Source organism: Micromonospora sp. WMMD734 (assembly GCF_049178975.1).
GTDB classification, from domain to species: Bacteria; Actinomycetota; Actinomycetes; order Mycobacteriales; family Micromonosporaceae; genus Micromonospora; species Micromonospora wenchangensis.
In genome coordinates, this window is sequence record NZ_JBMHMK010000001.1 from 2,123,096 (window position 1) to 2,138,981 (window position 15,886).

Annotated in this window: 16 protein-coding genes; 6 read left to right on the plus strand and 10 right to left on the minus strand. The window is 73.5% G+C overall.

Going from position 1 to position 15,886, the window contains the following annotated elements:
• Positions 1 to 127: 127 nt before the first annotated feature.
• Positions 128 to 1,534 (plus strand): KamA family radical SAM protein, encoded by a 1,407-nt coding sequence (locus tag ACN267_RS08960; RefSeq protein WP_372446001.1) that lies wholly within the window; start codon positions 128 to 130, stop codon positions 1,532 to 1,534.
• Positions 1,535 to 1,588: 54 nt separating this feature from the next.
• Here ACN267_RS08960 and ACN267_RS08965 read toward each other — a convergent pair whose 3' ends face one another.
• Both ACN267_RS08965 and ACN267_RS08970 read right to left on the minus strand, forming a co-directional pair.
• Complete coding sequence (locus ACN267_RS08965; RefSeq protein WP_204959830.1) at positions 1,589 to 1,924, minus strand: YnfA family protein; 336 nt, start codon at positions 1,922 to 1,924, stop codon at positions 1,589 to 1,591.
• Positions 1,925 to 1,988: 64 nt separating this feature from the next.
• Positions 1,989 to 2,180, minus strand: coding sequence for a CsbD family protein (locus ACN267_RS08970; RefSeq protein ID WP_204959831.1), 192 nt, complete (start codon positions 2,178 to 2,180; stop codon positions 1,989 to 1,991).
• A 191-nt stretch (positions 2,181 to 2,371) separates the two neighbouring features.
• Here ACN267_RS08970 and ACN267_RS08975 point away from each other — a divergent pair, with 191 nt between their 5' ends.
• On the plus strand, positions 2,372 to 2,938 hold the full coding sequence (locus ACN267_RS08975) for a histidine phosphatase family protein (RefSeq protein WP_204959832.1): 567 nt from the start codon (positions 2,372 to 2,374) through the stop codon (positions 2,936 to 2,938).
• A gap of 16 nt (positions 2,939 to 2,954) precedes the next feature.
• Here ACN267_RS08975 and ACN267_RS08980 read toward each other — a convergent pair whose 3' ends face one another.
• From ACN267_RS08980 to ACN267_RS08990, 3 genes are read right to left on the minus strand one after another with little or no spacing between them, the layout of a single operon-like run.
• Positions 2,955 to 3,446 carry an Lrp/AsnC family transcriptional regulator gene (locus ACN267_RS08980; RefSeq protein WP_204959833.1) on the minus strand — a complete coding sequence of 164 codons (492 nt, stop codon included), beginning with the start codon at positions 3,444 to 3,446 and terminating at the stop codon, positions 2,955 to 2,957.
• 59 nt (positions 3,447 to 3,505) lie between these two features.
• Positions 3,506 to 3,721: a DUF433 domain-containing protein gene (locus ACN267_RS08985; protein ID WP_088647100.1), complete on the minus strand. Its 216-nt coding sequence runs from the start codon at positions 3,719 to 3,721 to the stop codon at positions 3,506 to 3,508.
• 9 nt (positions 3,722 to 3,730) lie between these two features.
• Positions 3,731 to 4,873, minus strand: a complete 1,143-nt coding sequence (locus ACN267_RS08990; RefSeq protein WP_204959834.1) for an acyl-CoA dehydrogenase family protein — start codon at positions 4,871 to 4,873, stop codon at positions 3,731 to 3,733.
• A 190-nt stretch (positions 4,874 to 5,063) separates the two neighbouring features.
• Here ACN267_RS08990 and ACN267_RS08995 point away from each other — a divergent pair, with 190 nt between their 5' ends.
• On the plus strand, positions 5,064 to 6,200 hold the full coding sequence (locus tag ACN267_RS08995; protein WP_421488397.1) for a glycoside hydrolase family 5 protein: 1,137 nt from the start codon (positions 5,064 to 5,066) through the stop codon (positions 6,198 to 6,200).
• Positions 6,201 to 6,216: 16 nt separating this feature from the next.
• Here ACN267_RS08995 and ACN267_RS09000 read toward each other — a convergent pair whose 3' ends face one another.
• Positions 6,217 to 7,287: a DUF4037 domain-containing protein gene (locus ACN267_RS09000; RefSeq protein WP_421488398.1), complete on the minus strand. Its 1,071-nt coding sequence runs from the start codon at positions 7,285 to 7,287 to the stop codon at positions 6,217 to 6,219.
• Positions 7,288 to 7,460: 173 nt separating this feature from the next.
• Here ACN267_RS09000 and ACN267_RS09005 point away from each other — a divergent pair, with 173 nt between their 5' ends.
• Positions 7,461 to 8,381, plus strand: a complete 921-nt coding sequence (locus ACN267_RS09005) for a 5'-3' exonuclease (protein ID WP_281897627.1) — start codon at positions 7,461 to 7,463, stop codon at positions 8,379 to 8,381.
• A gap of 22 nt (positions 8,382 to 8,403) precedes the next feature.
• Here ACN267_RS09005 and ACN267_RS09010 read toward each other — a convergent pair whose 3' ends face one another.
• Both ACN267_RS09010 and ACN267_RS09015 read right to left on the minus strand, forming a co-directional pair.
• Entirely contained in the window at positions 8,404 to 9,291 is an 888-nt protein-coding gene (locus ACN267_RS09010; RefSeq protein ID WP_204959838.1) for an MHYT domain-containing protein, read from the minus strand.
• A gap of 167 nt (positions 9,292 to 9,458) precedes the next feature.
• On the minus strand, positions 9,459 to 12,254 hold the full coding sequence (locus ACN267_RS09015; RefSeq protein ID WP_421488399.1) for a DEAD/DEAH box helicase: 2,796 nt from the start codon (positions 12,252 to 12,254) through the stop codon (positions 9,459 to 9,461).
• A gap of 85 nt (positions 12,255 to 12,339) precedes the next feature.
• Here ACN267_RS09015 and ACN267_RS09020 point away from each other — a divergent pair, with 85 nt between their 5' ends.
• Both ACN267_RS09020 and ACN267_RS09025 read left to right on the plus strand, forming a co-directional pair.
• Positions 12,340 to 13,107 carry an HAD family hydrolase gene (locus tag ACN267_RS09020; RefSeq protein WP_281897632.1) on the plus strand — a complete coding sequence of 256 codons (768 nt, stop codon included), beginning with the start codon at positions 12,340 to 12,342 and terminating at the stop codon, positions 13,105 to 13,107.
• Positions 13,104 to 14,021, plus strand: a complete 918-nt coding sequence (locus ACN267_RS09025) for an EamA family transporter (RefSeq protein WP_421488400.1) — start codon at positions 13,104 to 13,106, stop codon at positions 14,019 to 14,021. The genes ACN267_RS09020 and ACN267_RS09025 overlap by 4 nt, the downstream gene beginning before the upstream one ends.
• On the opposite strand, the gene ACN267_RS09030 is transcribed toward ACN267_RS09025, so the two are convergent.
• Together ACN267_RS09030 and ACN267_RS09035 are read right to left on the minus strand one after the other, a co-directional pair.
• Positions 13,984 to 14,910, minus strand: coding sequence for a diacylglycerol kinase family protein (locus tag ACN267_RS09030; protein WP_421488401.1), 927 nt, complete (start codon positions 14,908 to 14,910; stop codon positions 13,984 to 13,986). The two genes, ACN267_RS09025 and ACN267_RS09030, sit on opposite strands and share 38 nt — an antisense overlap.
• An 84-nt stretch (positions 14,911 to 14,994) precedes the next feature.
• The gene (locus tag ACN267_RS09035) at positions 14,995 to 15,873 is read right to left on the minus strand and encodes an oxidoreductase (protein ID WP_421488402.1); all 879 of its coding nucleotides are present in this window, start codon (positions 15,871 to 15,873) and stop codon (positions 14,995 to 14,997) included.
• Positions 15,874 to 15,886 lie beyond the last annotated feature (13 nt).

The window sequence follows — 15,886 nt, forward strand, 5'->3', positions numbered from 1 at the left end:
CAGGACCCACATCGCGGGAAAACTTACGGCAGACTAATTTCTTCGCCGGATATTTTCCAGTAGCCTTCGGGATCTACCAATCATCGACCGCCGGTCACCCCGGCCGAACACAGCACGAGGAGGGGCCGTGACCCGGACCCAACCGATGGCGACCATCCCCGGGCCCCGCCCCGCCCCCGCCGCCACACCCACCGCCGGGCAGCCCTACGAGTACCGCCGCAGCCCCCTGGTCGAACCCGACTGGACCCGCTTCCCCGGCTGGCGTGACGTCACCCGCGAGCAGTGGGAGAGCGCCCAGTGGCAACGCGTCAACTGCGTCAAGAACATCAAGCAACTGCGCGCCGTCCTCGGCGACACCGTCGACGAGACCTTCTACGCCGACCTCGCCGCCGACCAGCAGGCCCTGGCCACCATGTCGATGCTGGTGCCACCCCAGATGATCAACACGATGGTGCCGTTCGCACCGATGACCACCGAGGCGTTCCGCGCCGACCCCGTCCGGCGCTACATGATCCCCGTCGCCGCCGACCGGCGCACCGACTGGCCGTCGCACCCCTACGCCAGCCGCGACTCACTACACGAACACGACATGTGGGTCGCCGAGGGCCTCACCCACCGCTACCCCACCAAGGTCCTCGCCGAACTGCTCTCCACCTGCCCGCAGTACTGCGGGCACTGCACCCGGATGGACCTGGTCGGCAACTCCACCCCCGCCGTCGACAAACTCAAGCTCACCCTCAAGCCCGTCGACCGCTACGACGCCCACATCAGCTACCTCAAGGCCCACCCCGGCGTCCGCGACGTGGTCGTCTCCGGCGGCGACGTGGCCAACGTCCCCTGGCGCAACCTTGAGTCGTACCTCATGCGGCTGCTCGAACTCGAAACCGTCCGCGACATCCGGCTCGCCACCAAGGCCCTGATGGGCCTGCCCCAACACTGGCTCCAGAACGACGTCGTCGAGGGCCTGGAACGGGTCGCCCGCACCGCCGCCCGCCGCGGCGTCAACCTGGCCATCCACACCCACGTCAACCACGCACAGTCGATCACCCCACTGGTCGCCAGGGCCACCCAGACCGCCCTCGACGTCGGCGTCCGCGACGTCCGCAACCAGGGCGTCCTCATGCGCGGCGTCAACGCCACCGCCCCCGACCTGCTCGACCTCTGCTTCGCCCTGCAGGGCGAAGCCGGCATCCTGCCCTACTACTTCTACATGTGCGACATGATCCCCAACGCCGAGCACTGGCGGGTCCCGGTCTGGTACGCCCAGCAGCTCCAGCACGACATCATGGGCTACCTGCCCGGCTACGCCACCCCCCGGATCGTCTGCGACGTGCCCTTCGTCGGCAAGCGCTGGGTGCACATGCTCACCGAGTACGACCGGGAACGCGGCATCTCCTACTGGACCAAGAACTACCGCACCTCCATCGAATCGGCCGACCTGGCGGCGCTCGACAAGCGCTACGCCTACTACGACCCGATCGACACCCTCCCCGAGGCCGGCCAGCAGTGGTGGACCGCGCACCGCGACGACTGACCCGCACCACCCCGCCGCCCCCGCGACCCGGACCGGTCACCGGCGCTGCGGCCGTCACGCCCCGCGCGGGGCGTACATGATCACGGCGACACCGAGCAGGCAGATCGCCGCGCCCGTCAGGTCCCACCGGTCCGGCCGGAAGCCGTCCACCACCACGCCCCACGCCAGCGACCCCGCGACGAACACCCCGCCGTACGCGGCCAGGATGCGGCCGAAGTTCGCATCAGGCTGAAACGTCGCCACAAAACCGTAGACGCCCAACGCGAGCACCCCGCCGGCGATCCACCACAACCCCCGGTGCTCCCGCCAGCCCTGCCAGATCAGCCACGCCCCACCGATCTCGGCGAGCGCGGCCAGCACGAACAACACCAACGAACGGGCGACCAGCATGCCCGCACGCTAACCCGGGTGGCCCCCGTACCGTGCCCAGGGGCCACCCGGCCGGCGCGGACCGTCAACGCATGGCGTCCCGTACGTCCCGACCGGCGTCCTTGACGTGCTCGCCGGCCTGCCGGGCCCGCGCCTCGCTCTGCTCGGTCGAGCCCTCGGCCCGCATCCGCTCGTTGTCGGTCATGTCGCCGAGCCGCTCCTTCGCGGCGCCGGTCAGCTCCTGGGCCTTGTTCTTCGCCTTGTCGGTGAAGCTCATGTCGCCTCCTGTCGCTGCGGCGGTCACGAGGCAGGAGCCCCGCACCGGTGGCGTCCCCGATCGGGCCGGGACGAAACAAAATCGCGCCGTAGGCGCTGGTCAGAAGGGGTGCGCCGGGGCGCACCACCCCTAAGGCATCCTAGGACAATAGGTGACCGGCCGGGACCGGCGGATGCTGGTTGACTGGGCGGATGAGCGAGATCATCCTGATCCGGCACGGCGAGACGACGTGGAGCGCCAGCCGACGGCACACCTCGTACACCGACCTGGAGCTGACCCCCGACGGTGAGCGGCAGGCCCGCGCGCTGGCCGGGGTGCTGACCGGGCAGCGCTTCGCCACCGTGCTCGCCAGCCCCCGACGCCGGGCGCTGCGCACCGCGCAACTCGCCGGCCTCACCGTCGACGGCACCGACGACGACCTCACCGAATGGAACTACGGCCGGTACGAGGGCCGCACCACCGCCGACATCCACACCGAACGCCCCGACTGGAACATCTGGACCGACGGCTGCCCCGACGGGGAGTCCCCCGACCAGGTCGGCAACCGGGTCGACCGGCTGCTGGCCCGGCTCACGCCGCTGCTGGCCCGGGGCGACGTGGCCCTGGTCGGGCACGCCCACCTGCTCCGGGTCGTCGGCGCCCGGTGGATCGGCCTGCCCGCCGAAGGCGGCGGCAAACTACGCCTGGACACCGCCACCGTCAGCGTGCTCGGCCACGAACACGGCCGACCGGTCATCCTGCGCTGGAACGGCCGCTGAACGGCCGCTGCGGCAGCTACGCCGGGGCCTCCGCGCCGCTGCGGCCACGGCCCCGCAGCTCGCCCACCTCCACCTTCGGTGGACGCCCCTCGTACGGAGTGGACAGCACCACAGTCGTGCGGGTGGTGACGTTGGCGGCGGTGCGAATCTCCTGGAGCACCCGTTCCAGGCCGGCCGGCCCGGCCACCCGCACCAGGAGCAGGTAGAAGTCCTCCCCCGCCACCGAGTAGCAGGAGTCGATCTCGGGCAGGTGGGCCAGCCGCTCCGGCGCGTCGTCCGGCTGCGACGGGTCGAACGGCCGGATCGCCACGAAGGCGGTCATCGGCAGGTCCAACGCCTCGAACGACACCCGGGCTGTGTACCCGTTGATCACGCCGCGCTGTTCCAGCCGGCGGACCCGCTGGTGCACGGCCGAGACCGACAGGCCGACCCTCTCCGCTAGATCCGTGTACGACAGGCGGCCGTCGGCGGTCAGCGCGGCGACGATGGCACGGTCGATCTCCTCCACCCGTGCAACCTACCCGGTGGAGCGCTCCCCTGGCGACGACGTCCCGCCCGATGTGACGCTCAGCGGGCCGCCCGGTCGCGCACCGCGTCGGCCGCGAAGTTGAGCACCTCGGCCAGATCCTCCTCGTCGAGGAAGGGCAGATCGGTGAGGATGTCCGTCACCGACATCCCCTCCGCCATCATCGCCAGCAGGGTCGCCACCGGGACACGGGACTGCCGCACGCAGGGCGCGCCGCCCATCACCTCGGGGTCGATGGTGATCCGGGGAAACGTCACCGGCACAGGCTAGTCCCTCGCCAGCGCCCGCGAGATCACCAGCCGCTGGATCTGGTTGGTGCCCTCGACGATCTGGAGCACCTTCGCCTCCCGCATGTACCGCTCGACCGGGTGATCGGCCACGTAACCCGCCCCACCGAGCACCTGCACCGCGTCGGTGGTCACCCGCATCGCCACGTCGGTGGCGAACAGCTTCGCCTTGGCCGCCTCGATCGAGTACGGCCGGCCCGCGTCGCGCAACCGGGCCGCCGCCAGGGTCAACGCCCGCGCGGCGGAGATCTGGGTGGCCGCGTCGGCCAGCAGGAAACCCACCCCCTGGAAGTCGACGATGGCCCGACCGAACTGCTGCCGCTGCCGGGCGTAGCCGACGGCGTAGTCCAACGCCGCCTGGGCCAGACCGACCGCGCAGGCGGCGATGCCCAGCCGCCCCGAGTCCAGTGCGGACATCGCGATGGTGAAGCCCGCGCCCTCCCCGCCGATCAGCCGCTCGGCCGGCACCCGGGCGTCGTCGAAGGCGATCTGCGCCACCGGCGACGAGCGCAGCCCCATCGTCCGCTCGGCCGCCTGCGGCACGATGCCCGCCGTGCCCCGGTCGGCCAGCAGGCAGGAGATGCCCTTCGGGCCCGGCCCACCGGTGCGGCAGAACACGTTGTAGAAGTCCGCCACCTGCGCGTGCGTGATCCACGCCTTGACCCCGGTGACCCGGTAGTCGTCGCCGTCGCGGACCGCCCGGGTGGTCAACCCGGCGGCGTCCGAGCCGCCCTGCGGCTCCGACAGGCAGTACGCCCCGAGCAGTTCCCCACCCACCAGCTCCGGCAGGAGCTTACGTTGGGCGTCGGTGCCGAACGCGGCAAGCGGATAGCAGGACAGGGTGTGCACGCTGACCGCCTCGGCGACCGCCAACCACCGACCGGCGAGGACCTCCAGCACCTGCAGGTAGACCTCGTACGGCTGGGCCGCGCCGCCGTGCTCCTCGGCATACGGCAGGCCCAGCAGGCCGGCCCGGCCCAGGGTGCGCAGCACCTCCCGGGGGAACTCGGCCCGCTCCTCGAAACCGGCGGCCCGGGGCGCGAGTTCCCGGTCGGCCAGTTCGGTGGCGAGGTCGAGCAGGTCGTGGGCCTCGTCGGTGGGAAGGATGCGGTCGACAGTCATAGCGCGATGAGCTCCAGAGGTGGGTGAGCCGCCGCCCGCCGTCCGCCGGGCGTCACCCCGCCAGCTTAACGGTCGTTCGGGTCGGGGCCCAGTCCGGCGGGGGCCGCCGCCGCCGCGGTGAACCGCGCCCGCCACGGCCACGTACCACCTGACGCCTTCCCCGGTCCCGACGAGCCCGACCGGAGTTCCCATGCATCGACGCGCAGCACTGACCTCGACGGGGGTGGCCCTCGCCGCGCTCGTCGCCGGCTGGGCGGCCCTGACCGTCCCCACCGCCAACGCCGACACCGACGCCGCGCCACCGGCCGCCACCAGCCCGACGCCCACCAGCCCCGCCGGCAGCGGGACGCCCGACCCGACACCGGCCACCCGCGAACCCGCCGCCGGACAACCGGCCGCCGCGCCCGCCGGGTCACCCGTGGACCGGCACGGTCGGCTGCGGGTGTGCGGGGTGCACCTGTGCGACCAGGCCGGCGAGCCGGTCCAGTTACGCGGGATGAGCAGTCACGGCCTCCAGTTCTTCCCGGACTGCCTCAACCCCGACTCGCTGGCCGCGCTGCGCACCGACTGGCGTGCCGACTTCGTCCGGGTGGCGATGTACGTCCAGGAGGGCGGGTTCGAGACCGACCCGGCCGGCTTCACCAGCCGGGTCGACGAGGCGGTGGAGACCGCCAGCGCGCTCGGCCTCTACGTGGTGGTCGACTTCCACGTCCTGACCCCCGGCGACCCGCTGGTCAACCTGGACCGCGCCCGGTCGTTCTTCGCCGACGTCGCCACCCGGCACGCCGGCCGGACCAACGTGCTCTGGGAGATCGCCAACGAACCCAACGGGGTCGACTGGGCCACCATCAAGAGCTACGCCGAGCAGGTCATCCCGGTGATCCGGGCCGCCGACCCGGACAGCGTGGTGCTGGTCGGCACCCGGGGCTTCTCCTCCCTCGGCGTGTCCGAGGGCGCCGACGAGACCGAGGTGACCGACGACCCGGTCGACGCCGGGAACATCATGTACACCTTCCACTTCTATGCCGCGTCCCACCGGGACCTGCAACGCGACACGGTGGCCCGGGCCGCCCGGAGCCTGCCGCTGTTCGTCAGCGAGTTCGGCACCCAGACCTTCACCGGTGACGGCCCCAACGACCTGGACAGCGCCACCACCTGGCTGGACCTGCTGCAACGCCTGAAGATCAGCTACTCGATGTGGAGCTACTCCGACGGTCCCGAGAGCAACTCGGTGTTCCGGCGGGGCACCTGCGCCGGCACCGACTTCACCGGCACCGCCGTGCTGACCGAGTCCGGGCAGTTCATCCGCACCCGGCTGCGGGGCTGACCGACCGCCGGGTCCGTCAGCCGGTGACGGCGACGCCGACCCGGCGGACCCGCTCGGCGTGGGTCAGCACGTCCACGCCGTCGACGTACTGGTCCACCGCGCCGACCAGCGGCCGGTCCCGCAGCGCCGGGTCGACGATCGCGGCCCGCAGCGCGGTGGCCAGGCGCGGCGCGTCCAGCACCAGGAAGGGCCGCCCGTGGAAGGGCCGGGCCGCGACGTCGACCGGCCCGGCCAGCCCGGTGTCGTTGGTCCACCCGGCGACCGTCTCCAGCGCCCGCACCAGCCCCGCCTGCCGGTGCGGCCAGTCACCCGGCCCGAGCGCGTCCGCCAACGCCGCTACCACCGGGGCGGCGTCCGGCAGCGCGGCGAACACGCTGCCGAGCCACTTGTCGTACGGCGGCCAACGCCGACGGGCCAGCAGCCCCAGCCGCATCAGGTCCCGGGCCACCCGGGCGGCCACCAGCCGGCTGCCCAGCGCGTCACCCACCTCGGCGCACCTGCCGACCAGGTGCTCGGCCTGCCCCACCCGGGTCCACCCGGCGGCCAGCACGTGCCGCCACACGTCGTCCGGATACCAGGCCAGGGCGGCCCGGACCGCGCCGACCGCGCCGCCGGGCAGTCCGTCGTGGAACACCGCCCCGCCGGTCACCTCGGCCAGCCGCTGGGTCGGCAGGGTCAGCCAGTCGGCGGTGGTGACCGCGACTGCCGGGTCGAACCCCAACCGGTCCCGAAGCCAGTCCCGCCAGGGGAACACCTGCACCCCGCTGCGGTCCCCGGCGACATCCGGCACCCCCAGCCGGGCGGTCGGCCAGCTGAGGAACCGGGTCGGCCGGCCCAGGAAGCGCGACGGCAGGTCGGCCAGCGCCGCCCGCACCGACCCCACCTCGGCCGCGTCGGCCAGGAAGACCTGCGCGCGGGGCCCCCAGTCGTGGTCGGTGGAACGCTCGGTGTCCCGACCCAGCAGCTCCGAACCGCCGTCGAGCAGCCCGGCGGAGTACCGCAGGCCCGGCAGACGCTGTGCCAGCAGCGGTCCGACGACCTCGTCGTGGAAACGCCGGCACAGCACCAGACCGGGCACGAAGTCCATGCCCGCAGTCTCACCCGGCGGGCACCGGGCCGTCACCCCGGTTTCCCGACGGCACGACCACCGGGTGGCCGCCGGACGGCAGCGGCACGGTCCCGGGCACCGCGCCGCTGCCGTGGCCGGTGCGGCCGGTGGGCGTCCCCCATCTCGTCGGTGGGGTGTGCCAGGCTGTCGGCGTGGCAGACCAACAGCCGATCCTGCTGATCGACGCCCCCAGCCTCTACTTCCGGGCCTACTTCGGGGTGCCCGAGTCGGCGGCACGGACCGACGACGGCCAGCCGGTCAACGCGGTGCGCGGGTTCCTCGACATGCTCGCCCAACTGGTCCGCACCCGCCGGCCCGACCGGATGGTCTGCGCGCTCGACCACGACTGGCGGCCCGCCTGGCGGGTGGAGCTGCTGCCGTCGTACAAGGCACACCGGGTCGCACCCGAGGGCGGCGAGGAGGTGCCGGACACCCTCTCCCCGCAGGTGCCGGTGATCCTCGACGTGTTGGCCGCGATCGGCATCACCGCCGTCGGCGCGACCGGCTACGAGGCCGACGACGTGCTGGGCACCCTGTCGGTCACCCAGCCCGGCCCGGTCGAGGTGGTCTCCGGCGACCGGGACCTGTTCCAACTCGTCGACGACGACCGCCGGGTCCGGCTGCTCTACATCGGTCGCGGGGTGGCCAAGCTCGACGACTGCGACGACGCCGCCGTCCGGGCCCGCTACGGCGTCCCCGCCGACCGGTACGCCGACTTCGCCGCCCTGCGCGGTGACCCGAGCGACGGGCTGCCCGGGGTGCCCGGGGTGGGCGAGAAGACGGCCGCCCGGCTGATCGACCGCTACGGTGGCCTGCCCGGCATCCTCGCCGCGCTCGACGACCCCGGCTCCGGGTTCGCCCCGGGGCTGCGCGCCAAGCTCGACGGTGCCCGCGACTATCTGGCGGTCGCCCCGAAGGTGGTCCGGGTCGCCACCGACGTCCCGCTGCCGGCGCTGCCGACCGCGCTGCCGGCGGCCCCCGCCGACCCAGACCGGCTGTTGGAGCTGGCGAAGCGGTGGAACCTGGCCGGCTCGTGCCGGCGACTCGTCGACGCCCTCGCCGCGCGGCCCTGAGACCCCGGCACCCCGACCCCGGTCAGCGGGGCGGCGGGGCGTCCCGGCGGGACGGGAACGGGGTGCCCGGCCGGCCCAGGGTGGTCGACCGGGCGCGCAGGCCCACCGGGTCCGGGGCCGCCTGCGGTTCGACGACCGGCGCGCCTACCTGCCGGGCCTGCAGGTAGGCGGCGGCGGCCCGGTCGTCGTCGGTGGGCGCGGCCAGCAGCGCGTAGACCAACCCCACCACCACGAAGATCACCGCGAGGACGATCGGCACCAGCAGGGTGCTCACCCCCGCGCCGGTCACCTCGCCGCGCTGCCCGTGCAGGTGCACCGACAGCGCGCTCATCCCGGTGAAGTGCATACCGTTGACCGCCACCCCCATCACCAGGGCGGAACCGGCGATCGCCAGGCCCCGGCGGACGGTCATCGCCAGCCACAGCGCCACGGTGGCCGCGACGATGGCGATGGCCACCGACAGCCCGACCCGGGTGGCGTCGTAGTTCAGGTCACCGTTGAGCCGCATCGCGGCCATCCCGGTGTAGTGCATGGCCGCGACGCCGATCCCGGTGAACAGGCCACCGCCGAGGACCTTCGCCGCGCCGAGCCGGCCAGTACCGACGATGGCCAGGCCGATCCCGACGGCGGTGACGGCGATCACCGTGCTCGCGGCGGTCAGCGGCACGTCGTACCGGATGCGGGTGCCGGTGACCGCGAACCCGAGCATGGCCATGAAGTGCATCGCCCAGATCGCGGTGCCACCGATCGCCCAGGCGGCCAGCAGGCCCCACCAGAAGCGCTGACCGGAACCGGTGGCGGTACGGATCCGCCCGGCACACACCAGACCGAGGAACGAACCGAGCACCGACAGCGCGTAACTCAACGCCGGTGTTATCCACCCGTACTCAAAGTGATTGATCTCCGCCACGGCGGTCTTCCCCCCACTCGTTACCGGCGCGTAGGCGACCGCGCCGGAGCAATGATCGGGGAGGCTCCGAGCAGGCGCAACAGTGCCCCCTCGGCAATCCGGGGGGTGTCGTCACGGTGACCGTGTGATGCGTCGGTTCACCCCCCGGCGGTGACCGAAAGTGATGATCAGGCGGAGGTGTAATGGGCCAGTACGCCCCGGTTCACGGCGGCGATCGCCTGCCGGGCGGTCGCCCGCAGCTCCGTCGACGCCCCGCCGGAGTCGGATAGTTGACCGAGCAGGTCGGCGACCTGCCGGGCCCAGCGGACGAAATCCCCCGCCGGCATCTCGCCGTCGAACTGGTGGCCACTGGCGAGCACCTTGGCCAGGGTCTCCCCCCGCGCCCACCGGTAGATCGGCCAGGCGAACCCGAGATCCGGCTCCCGGGTCGCGGTCAGGCCCCGCTGCGCCTCGTCGGCCTCGATCTCGCCCCACAACGTGAGCGTCTCGTCGACCGCGTCGGCGACCGGCCCACGCGGCAGCGACGCCCGCTCGTCGACGTCCCGCCGGGCCTCGAACACCACCACCGACACGGCGGCGGCCAGCTCCGCCGGGGACAGGCCGTCCCAGACACCCCGCCGCAGACACTCGGCGACCAGCAGGTCGGCCTCCGTCCAGATCCGGCCGAGCATCCGACCGGCGTCGGTCACCCCACCGTCGGCCGACAGGTAACCCCGGGCCGTCAGCAGGGCGACGATCCGGTCGAAGGTCCGGGCCAACGAGCCCGTCCGCCCCGACACCCGCTGCCGCAACTCGTCGGTGTCCTTCTCCAACCGCCGTCGCCGCTCCGCCCACCGGGCGTGGTCCTCCCGCTCCGGGCAGGCGTGACAGGGATGCCGCCGCAACTCGGTGCGGAGCTGGCTGAGCCGGTGGTCCTCACCGACGGCCTGCCGGGACCGGCCACCCCGCCGGCCACCGTGCCGATCCAGCCCGGTGCCGCTGACCTCGGCGGCCAGATCCCGCCGGGCGGCAGGCGACCGGTGGTTGAAGTGCTTGGGCACCCGGATCCGGGCCAGCACCTCGGCCGGGGTGGTGAAGTCGCCGGGACTGACCCGACCCGCCCAGCGGTCCTGGGTCAGCACCAGCGGCCGGGGCTCACCGAACCCCCCGGTCGCCGGATCCAGGACGACCGCGAGCCCGGCCCGCCGCCCCGACGGCACCCGGATCACGTCACCGACCCGCAACCGCTCCAACGCCGCCACCGCGGCGGCCTTGCGCTGGGTCTGCCCCTGCCTGGCGATCGCCCGCTCCCGGTCGGCGATGGCCACCCGCAGCGCGAAGTACTCGTCGAAATCACCCTGATGGCAGGCCGCCTCCGCGCCGTACGCGTCGATGGTCTCGGTGTTGCGCTGCACCTGACGGGCCAGCCCGACCACCGACCGGTCCGCCTGGAACTGGGCGAACGACGACTCCAGCAGCGCCCGCGCCGGCTTCGCCCCCACGCTGCCGACCAGGTTGACCGCCATGTTGTAGGACGGACGGAAGCTCGACCGCAACGGATAGGTACGGGTGGAGGCCAGGCCCGCCACGTGCCGCGGGTCGGTCTCGGGCGACCACACCACCACCGCGTGCCCCTCGACGTCGATACCCCGTCGACCGGCCCGCCCGGTCAGCTGCGTGTACTCCCCCGGGGTGAGATCGACGTGGGCCTCGCCGTTGAACTTGACCAGCCGCTCCAGCACCACGCACCGGGCCGGCATGTTGATCCCCAAGGCCAGGGTCTCGGTGGCGAAGACCGCCTTGACCAGCCCCCGGACGAACAACTCCTCGACGACCTCCTTGAACACCGGCAACATCCCGGCGTGGTGGGCGGCCAGGCCACGCTCCAACCCGTCGAGCCACTCCCAGTAACCCAGCACGCTGAGGTCCTCGCCGGGGATGGCGGTGACCCGGGACTCCACCACCCGACGGATCTCGGCGCGTTCCTCCACCGAGGTCAGCCGCAGACCGGCCGCCAGGCACTGCTGCACGGCGGCGGCGCAGCCGGCCCGGCTGAAGATGAACAGAATCGCCGGGAGCAGCCCCTCCCGGTCGAGCCGGTCGACGATGTCCGGACGCAACGGCCCCCGCCAGCGCGGCCCCCGCCGACCGCCGCCGGGGCCCGTGCTGCGCCCCTCCCCCAGTTCCAGCCGGCGGGTCTGCTCCCGGGTGTAGCGCAGCAGTTCCGGGTGCACGTCGTGCTTGCGGGCCGCGTCGGCGTCGTGGAACAGGTCGAACATCCGCCTGCCGACCAGCATGTGCTGCCACAGCGGCACCGGCCGGTGCTCGCTGACCACCACCGCCGTCTCACCGCGCACGGTGACCAGCCAGTCGGCGAACTCCTCGGCGTTGGAGACCGTCGCCGACAGCGACACCAGGGTCACCGAGGAGGGCAGGTGGATGATCACCTCTTCCCAGACCCCGCCCCGGAACCGGTCGGCCAGGTAGTGCACCTCGTCCATCACCACGTACGCCAGGCCGGTCAGGGCGCTCGACCCGGCGTAGAGCATGTTGCGCAGCACCTCGGTGGTCATCACCACCACCGGGGCGTCCCCGTTGATCGCGTTGTCACCGGTGAGCAACCCCACCTGCGCGGCACCGTAACGCTGCACCAGGTCGTGGTATTTCTGGTTGGACAGCGCCTTGATCGGCGTGGTGTAGAAGCACTTGCGCCGGGCCGGCGGGGTCGACGACCCGTCGGCCGCCGCCGTGGGCGTGCCGCGCAGCGCCAGGTGCACCGCGAACTCGCCGACCACCGTCTTGCCCGCCCCGGTCGGGGCGCAGACCAGCACCCCGCTGCCCCGCTCCAGCGACTGGCACGCCTCGCGCTGGAAATCGTCGAGATCGAACCCCAGGTCGAGGGCGAACTCTTCCAGGGCCGGGAACTGGGCGGCCTGGGCAGCCCGGCGACGTGCCTCGGCGTACCGCTCGGCGGGGCTCGACATGCCAGCAAGATTAATCGGTGCCACCGACACCCACCGCCAAGGCCGTCCGGCACGGGCGTCGGGGCGGGTCGGTAGGGTGCACGACGTGCCGGATCATGCCGAACCGTCCCCGACCCCGAACGGCGTCACGCACGCCACCCGGGCGGGCGCGTCCCGCCATCGCGTCCAGGCGGTGCTCGTCGACTTCCACGGCACCCTCGCCCAGGTCGAACCGGCCCACGACTGGGTGGTCGCCGCCGCCGCGACATGCGGGGTGGAGCTGGAACGGATGCGGGCCACCGCGCTTGCCGACCGGCTGCTCACCGCCGGCCGGGCCGGCGGCCCGCTGCCGGCCCGGGTACCGCCCCGGTTGGCCGAGCTCTGGGCCGACCGGGACCTCTACGAACATGCCCACCGCGCCGCCTACACCGGGCTGGCCGAGACGGTGGACGCCGGGATCGAGGGCTTCGCCGAGGCGCTCTACGAGCGGGTGCTGGCCCCGGAGGGCTGGGTACCCTACCCGGACACCGCGCCCGTGCTCACCGCGCTCCGCGACGCCGGGATCCCGGTGGCGGTGGTCAGCAACATCGGCTTCGACATCCGCCCGCTCTTCGCCGCCTGGGGCCTGGCCGACCTGGTCGACGCGTACGCGCTGTCGTACGAGGTGGGGCGGTGCAAGCCGGACCCGGGCATCTTCCTGCGCGCCTGCGGGATGCTGCGGGTCGACCCGGAACGGACCCTGATGGTCGGTGACACCCCGGCCGACGCCGGGGCGGTCGCCGCCGGCTGCGGGGTGCTGGTGCTGCCGGCCGCCGGACCCGGCCGCCCCAGCGGCCTCGGCACCGTGCTCGACCTGGCCCTGCCCTCCCCGTGACCGGCACGTCCGGCCGGGCGACGGCGGTCGGGCTGGTGCTCGGCGGGGCGTTGTCGGTGCACTTCGGCTCCGCCGTCGCCGCGCTGCTCTTCCCCCGGGTCGGGGTCCCCGGCACGGTCACCCTGCGACTGGCCATCGGGGCGGTGCTGATGCTCCTGGTGTGCCGGCCCCGGCTGCGCGGACACGACCGGGCCGACTGGCTCGCCGTCGGCGCGTTCGGGCTCGCCCTGGCCGGCATGAACTCGGTCTTCTACCAGGCCATCGAACGGATCCCGCTCGGGCCGGCGGTGACCCTGGAGGTGCTCGGGCCGCTCACCCTGTCGGTACTGACCGCCCGTCGCTGGACGGCCTGGTGCTGGGCGGGTCTCGCGCTGGCCGGGGTGGCGCTGCTCGGCCGCGGCGGCTTCGACCGGCTGGACCCCGTCGGCGTCGCCCTCGCGCTCGCGGCGGGCGCGCTGTGGGCCGCGTACATCGTCTGTTCGGCGTGGGTCGGCGGCCGGTTCCCCCGCGCCGACGGGCTGGCCCTGGCCCTGGCCCTGGCCGCCGTGGTCACCCTGCCGTTCGGGCTGGCCGACGCGGGGGCTCGGCTGTGGCACCCGGGGGTGCTGGCCCTCGGGGCCGGGCTGGCGCTGCTCGCCTCGGTGCTGCCGTACACCCTGGAGCTGCTGGCGCTGCGCCGGCTGGCCACCTCGACGTTCGCCGTGCTGATGAGCCTCGGTCCGGCGCTCGCCGCGCTCGCCGGCTGGCTGATCCTCGGTCAGGCCCTGCACCCGGTCGAGGTACTGGCGATCGGCCTGGTGGTCGTCGCCAGCATCGGTGCGGTCCGGGCCGCCGCCCCCCGCGCCGGTGGGGCGACGCCACGGCCGGGTACGCCGCTCAGCGCAACAGACGTACCGCCCGGGGCACCGCGCTGATCCGGACCGGCAGGTCGAGGGACCGTTCGCCGTCGGCGTACGTGGTGATGCCCTCGGCGGCCAGTTCCACCGTGTGGGCCCGGAAGCTGCTCGCCAGCGGATGCGTCACGTGGGTGCCGGCGTAGATGCGCGGTTTGACGCGGATCAGGGTGCGCCTGTCGAAGCGGCCACCGACCACCACGTCCAGCAGCCCGTCGGTGAGGTCGGCGGCGGGGCAGATCCGCATGCCGCCCCCGTACCGGGAGCCGTTGCCCACCGCCACCAGGACCGCGTCCACCTCGTGCCCGACGCCGTCGAGGCGCAACGTGTAACGGCGCGGACGCAACCGGGCCAACTCGACCAGGATCGCCAGGTCGTAGCGGCGGGGGCCGCGCGGCCAGCGCATCCGGTTGGCCCGCTCGTTGACGATCGCGTCGAAGCCGGCGGCGAGAACCGCCCCGTACCAGCGGTCGGTGCCGTCGCCGCCGGTCATCCGGGCCAGATCGACCGGGTGGGTACGGCCGGCCCGCAGCGCGGCGGCGATCACCGCGACGGCGGCGAGCGGATCGGTCGGGAAACCCGCGTCGGCGGCGAAGTCGTTGCCGGTGCCGACCGGCACCGGGGCGAACGGCACCGCCGTACCGGCGACGGCCTGCAGGGCACGGTGGACCGTGCCGTCGCCACCGACCGCGACCAGCGCGGACGCCCCGGCGGCGACCGCCGTGCGGCAGGCCTCCTCCGCCCCGGCGGGGTCGTGCGCGGTGAGCAGCTCCACCGGGCGGCCGGCGGCGGCGAGGCCGTCGAGAACCCGGGGCAGCAACGCCCGGTGCCGGCCCCGGCCGGCGACGGGGTTGGCGAGCACGGCGACCGGGCCGGCAGTGCGGAGATCGTCTGCGGTCACGGCGAGCACCGTACCGACTCGAGGCTCCCCGTCGGCTGGCCCCCGACCCCTCTCGACGGGTCGTGCGGACCGGGCCACTACCCCTAAGGCATCCTAGGCTGCTAGGTGGGGCGACCGGGGCAGGGGGAACGTGGTGGCTGTCATGTTCTCGGAGAGAATCCAGAGCTGGCGGGCACGTTCGGGGTCGCGGGCTGCCTTCGACGGGGTGGTGACCCTGGGTCGGCCCCGGGACTGGGTCACGCCGCTCGGTGAGATGTAGCTGTTGCCGGGCAGGTCGGCGGTGGCGGCGTGCACGGTGGTTCGGGCACCGCCGGCGTCGGACTGGGACAGCGGGCGTAGCAGGGCGTTCGTCCAGCGGACCGCCCGGCTGCCGCCGTGGCTGAGCAGGTTGGTGGCGGCCAGGCCGGGGTTGGCGGCGGTGGCGAGCACGGCCGAGCCGGACGCGGTGAGGCGACGCTGGAGTTCGGCGGTGAAGAGCAGGTTGGCGAGCTTGGACTGGGCATACGCCGAGAACGGCCGGTAGGGGCGGCTCCTCCAGTGCGGATCGTCCAGGTCCAGGGTGCCGGCCTGGTGCCCGCCGGCGGACACGGTGACGACCCGGCCGGTGATCCGCGGCAGCAGGAGGTTGGTGAGGGCGAAGTGACCCAGGTGGTTGATGCCGAAGTGCGGTTCGAAGCCGTCGACCGTCAGACCCGGCGGTGGCATCATCACTCCCGCGTTGTTGATCAGCACGTCGACCGGTTCGGTCCAGGCCGCCGCGAACGCGCGGACCGAGGACAGGTCGGCCAGGTCGAGACGCCGCACCTCGGCCCCGCCGGGCAGGTCGGCGGCGGCGGCACGGCCCCGGCCCAGGTCGCGGACCGCGAGGACGACCCGGGCGCCCCGGGCGGCCAGGGTACGGGCGGTGGCGCGGCCGATGCCGCTGTTGGCTCCGGTGATCACGACGGTACGTCCGGCGAGAGATGGTGTCATACGTCGAGGGTCG

What these genes read in the sequence shown, in the direction of transcription:
- ACN267_RS08965 (WP_204959830.1), bottom strand. Translation starts at nt 1,924, where the DNA reads ATGCTGGTCGCCCGTTCGTTGGTGTTGTTCGTGCTGGCCGCGCTCGCC.
- ACN267_RS08970 (WP_204959831.1), bottom strand. Translation starts at nt 2,180, where the DNA reads ATGAGCTTCACCGACAAGGCGAAGAACAAGGCCCAGGAGCTGACCGGC.
- ACN267_RS08975 (WP_204959832.1), top strand. Translation starts at nt 2,372, where the DNA reads ATGAGCGAGATCATCCTGATCCGGCACGGCGAGACGACGTGGAGCGCC.
- ACN267_RS08990 (WP_204959834.1), bottom strand. Translation starts at nt 4,873, where the DNA reads ATGACTGTCGACCGCATCCTTCCCACCGACGAGGCCCACGACCTGCTC.
- ACN267_RS08995 (WP_421488397.1), top strand. Translation starts at nt 5,064, where the DNA reads ATGCATCGACGCGCAGCACTGACCTCGACGGGGGTGGCCCTCGCCGCG.
- ACN267_RS09000 (WP_421488398.1), bottom strand. Translation starts at nt 7,287, where the DNA reads ATGGACTTCGTGCCCGGTCTGGTGCTGTGCCGGCGTTTCCACGACGAG.
- ACN267_RS09015 (WP_421488399.1), bottom strand. Translation starts at nt 12,254, where the DNA reads ATGTCGAGCCCCGCCGAGCGGTACGCCGAGGCACGTCGCCGGGCTGCC.
- ACN267_RS09035 (WP_421488402.1), bottom strand. Translation starts at nt 15,873, where the DNA reads ATGACACCATCTCTCGCCGGACGTACCGTCGTGATCACCGGAGCCAAC.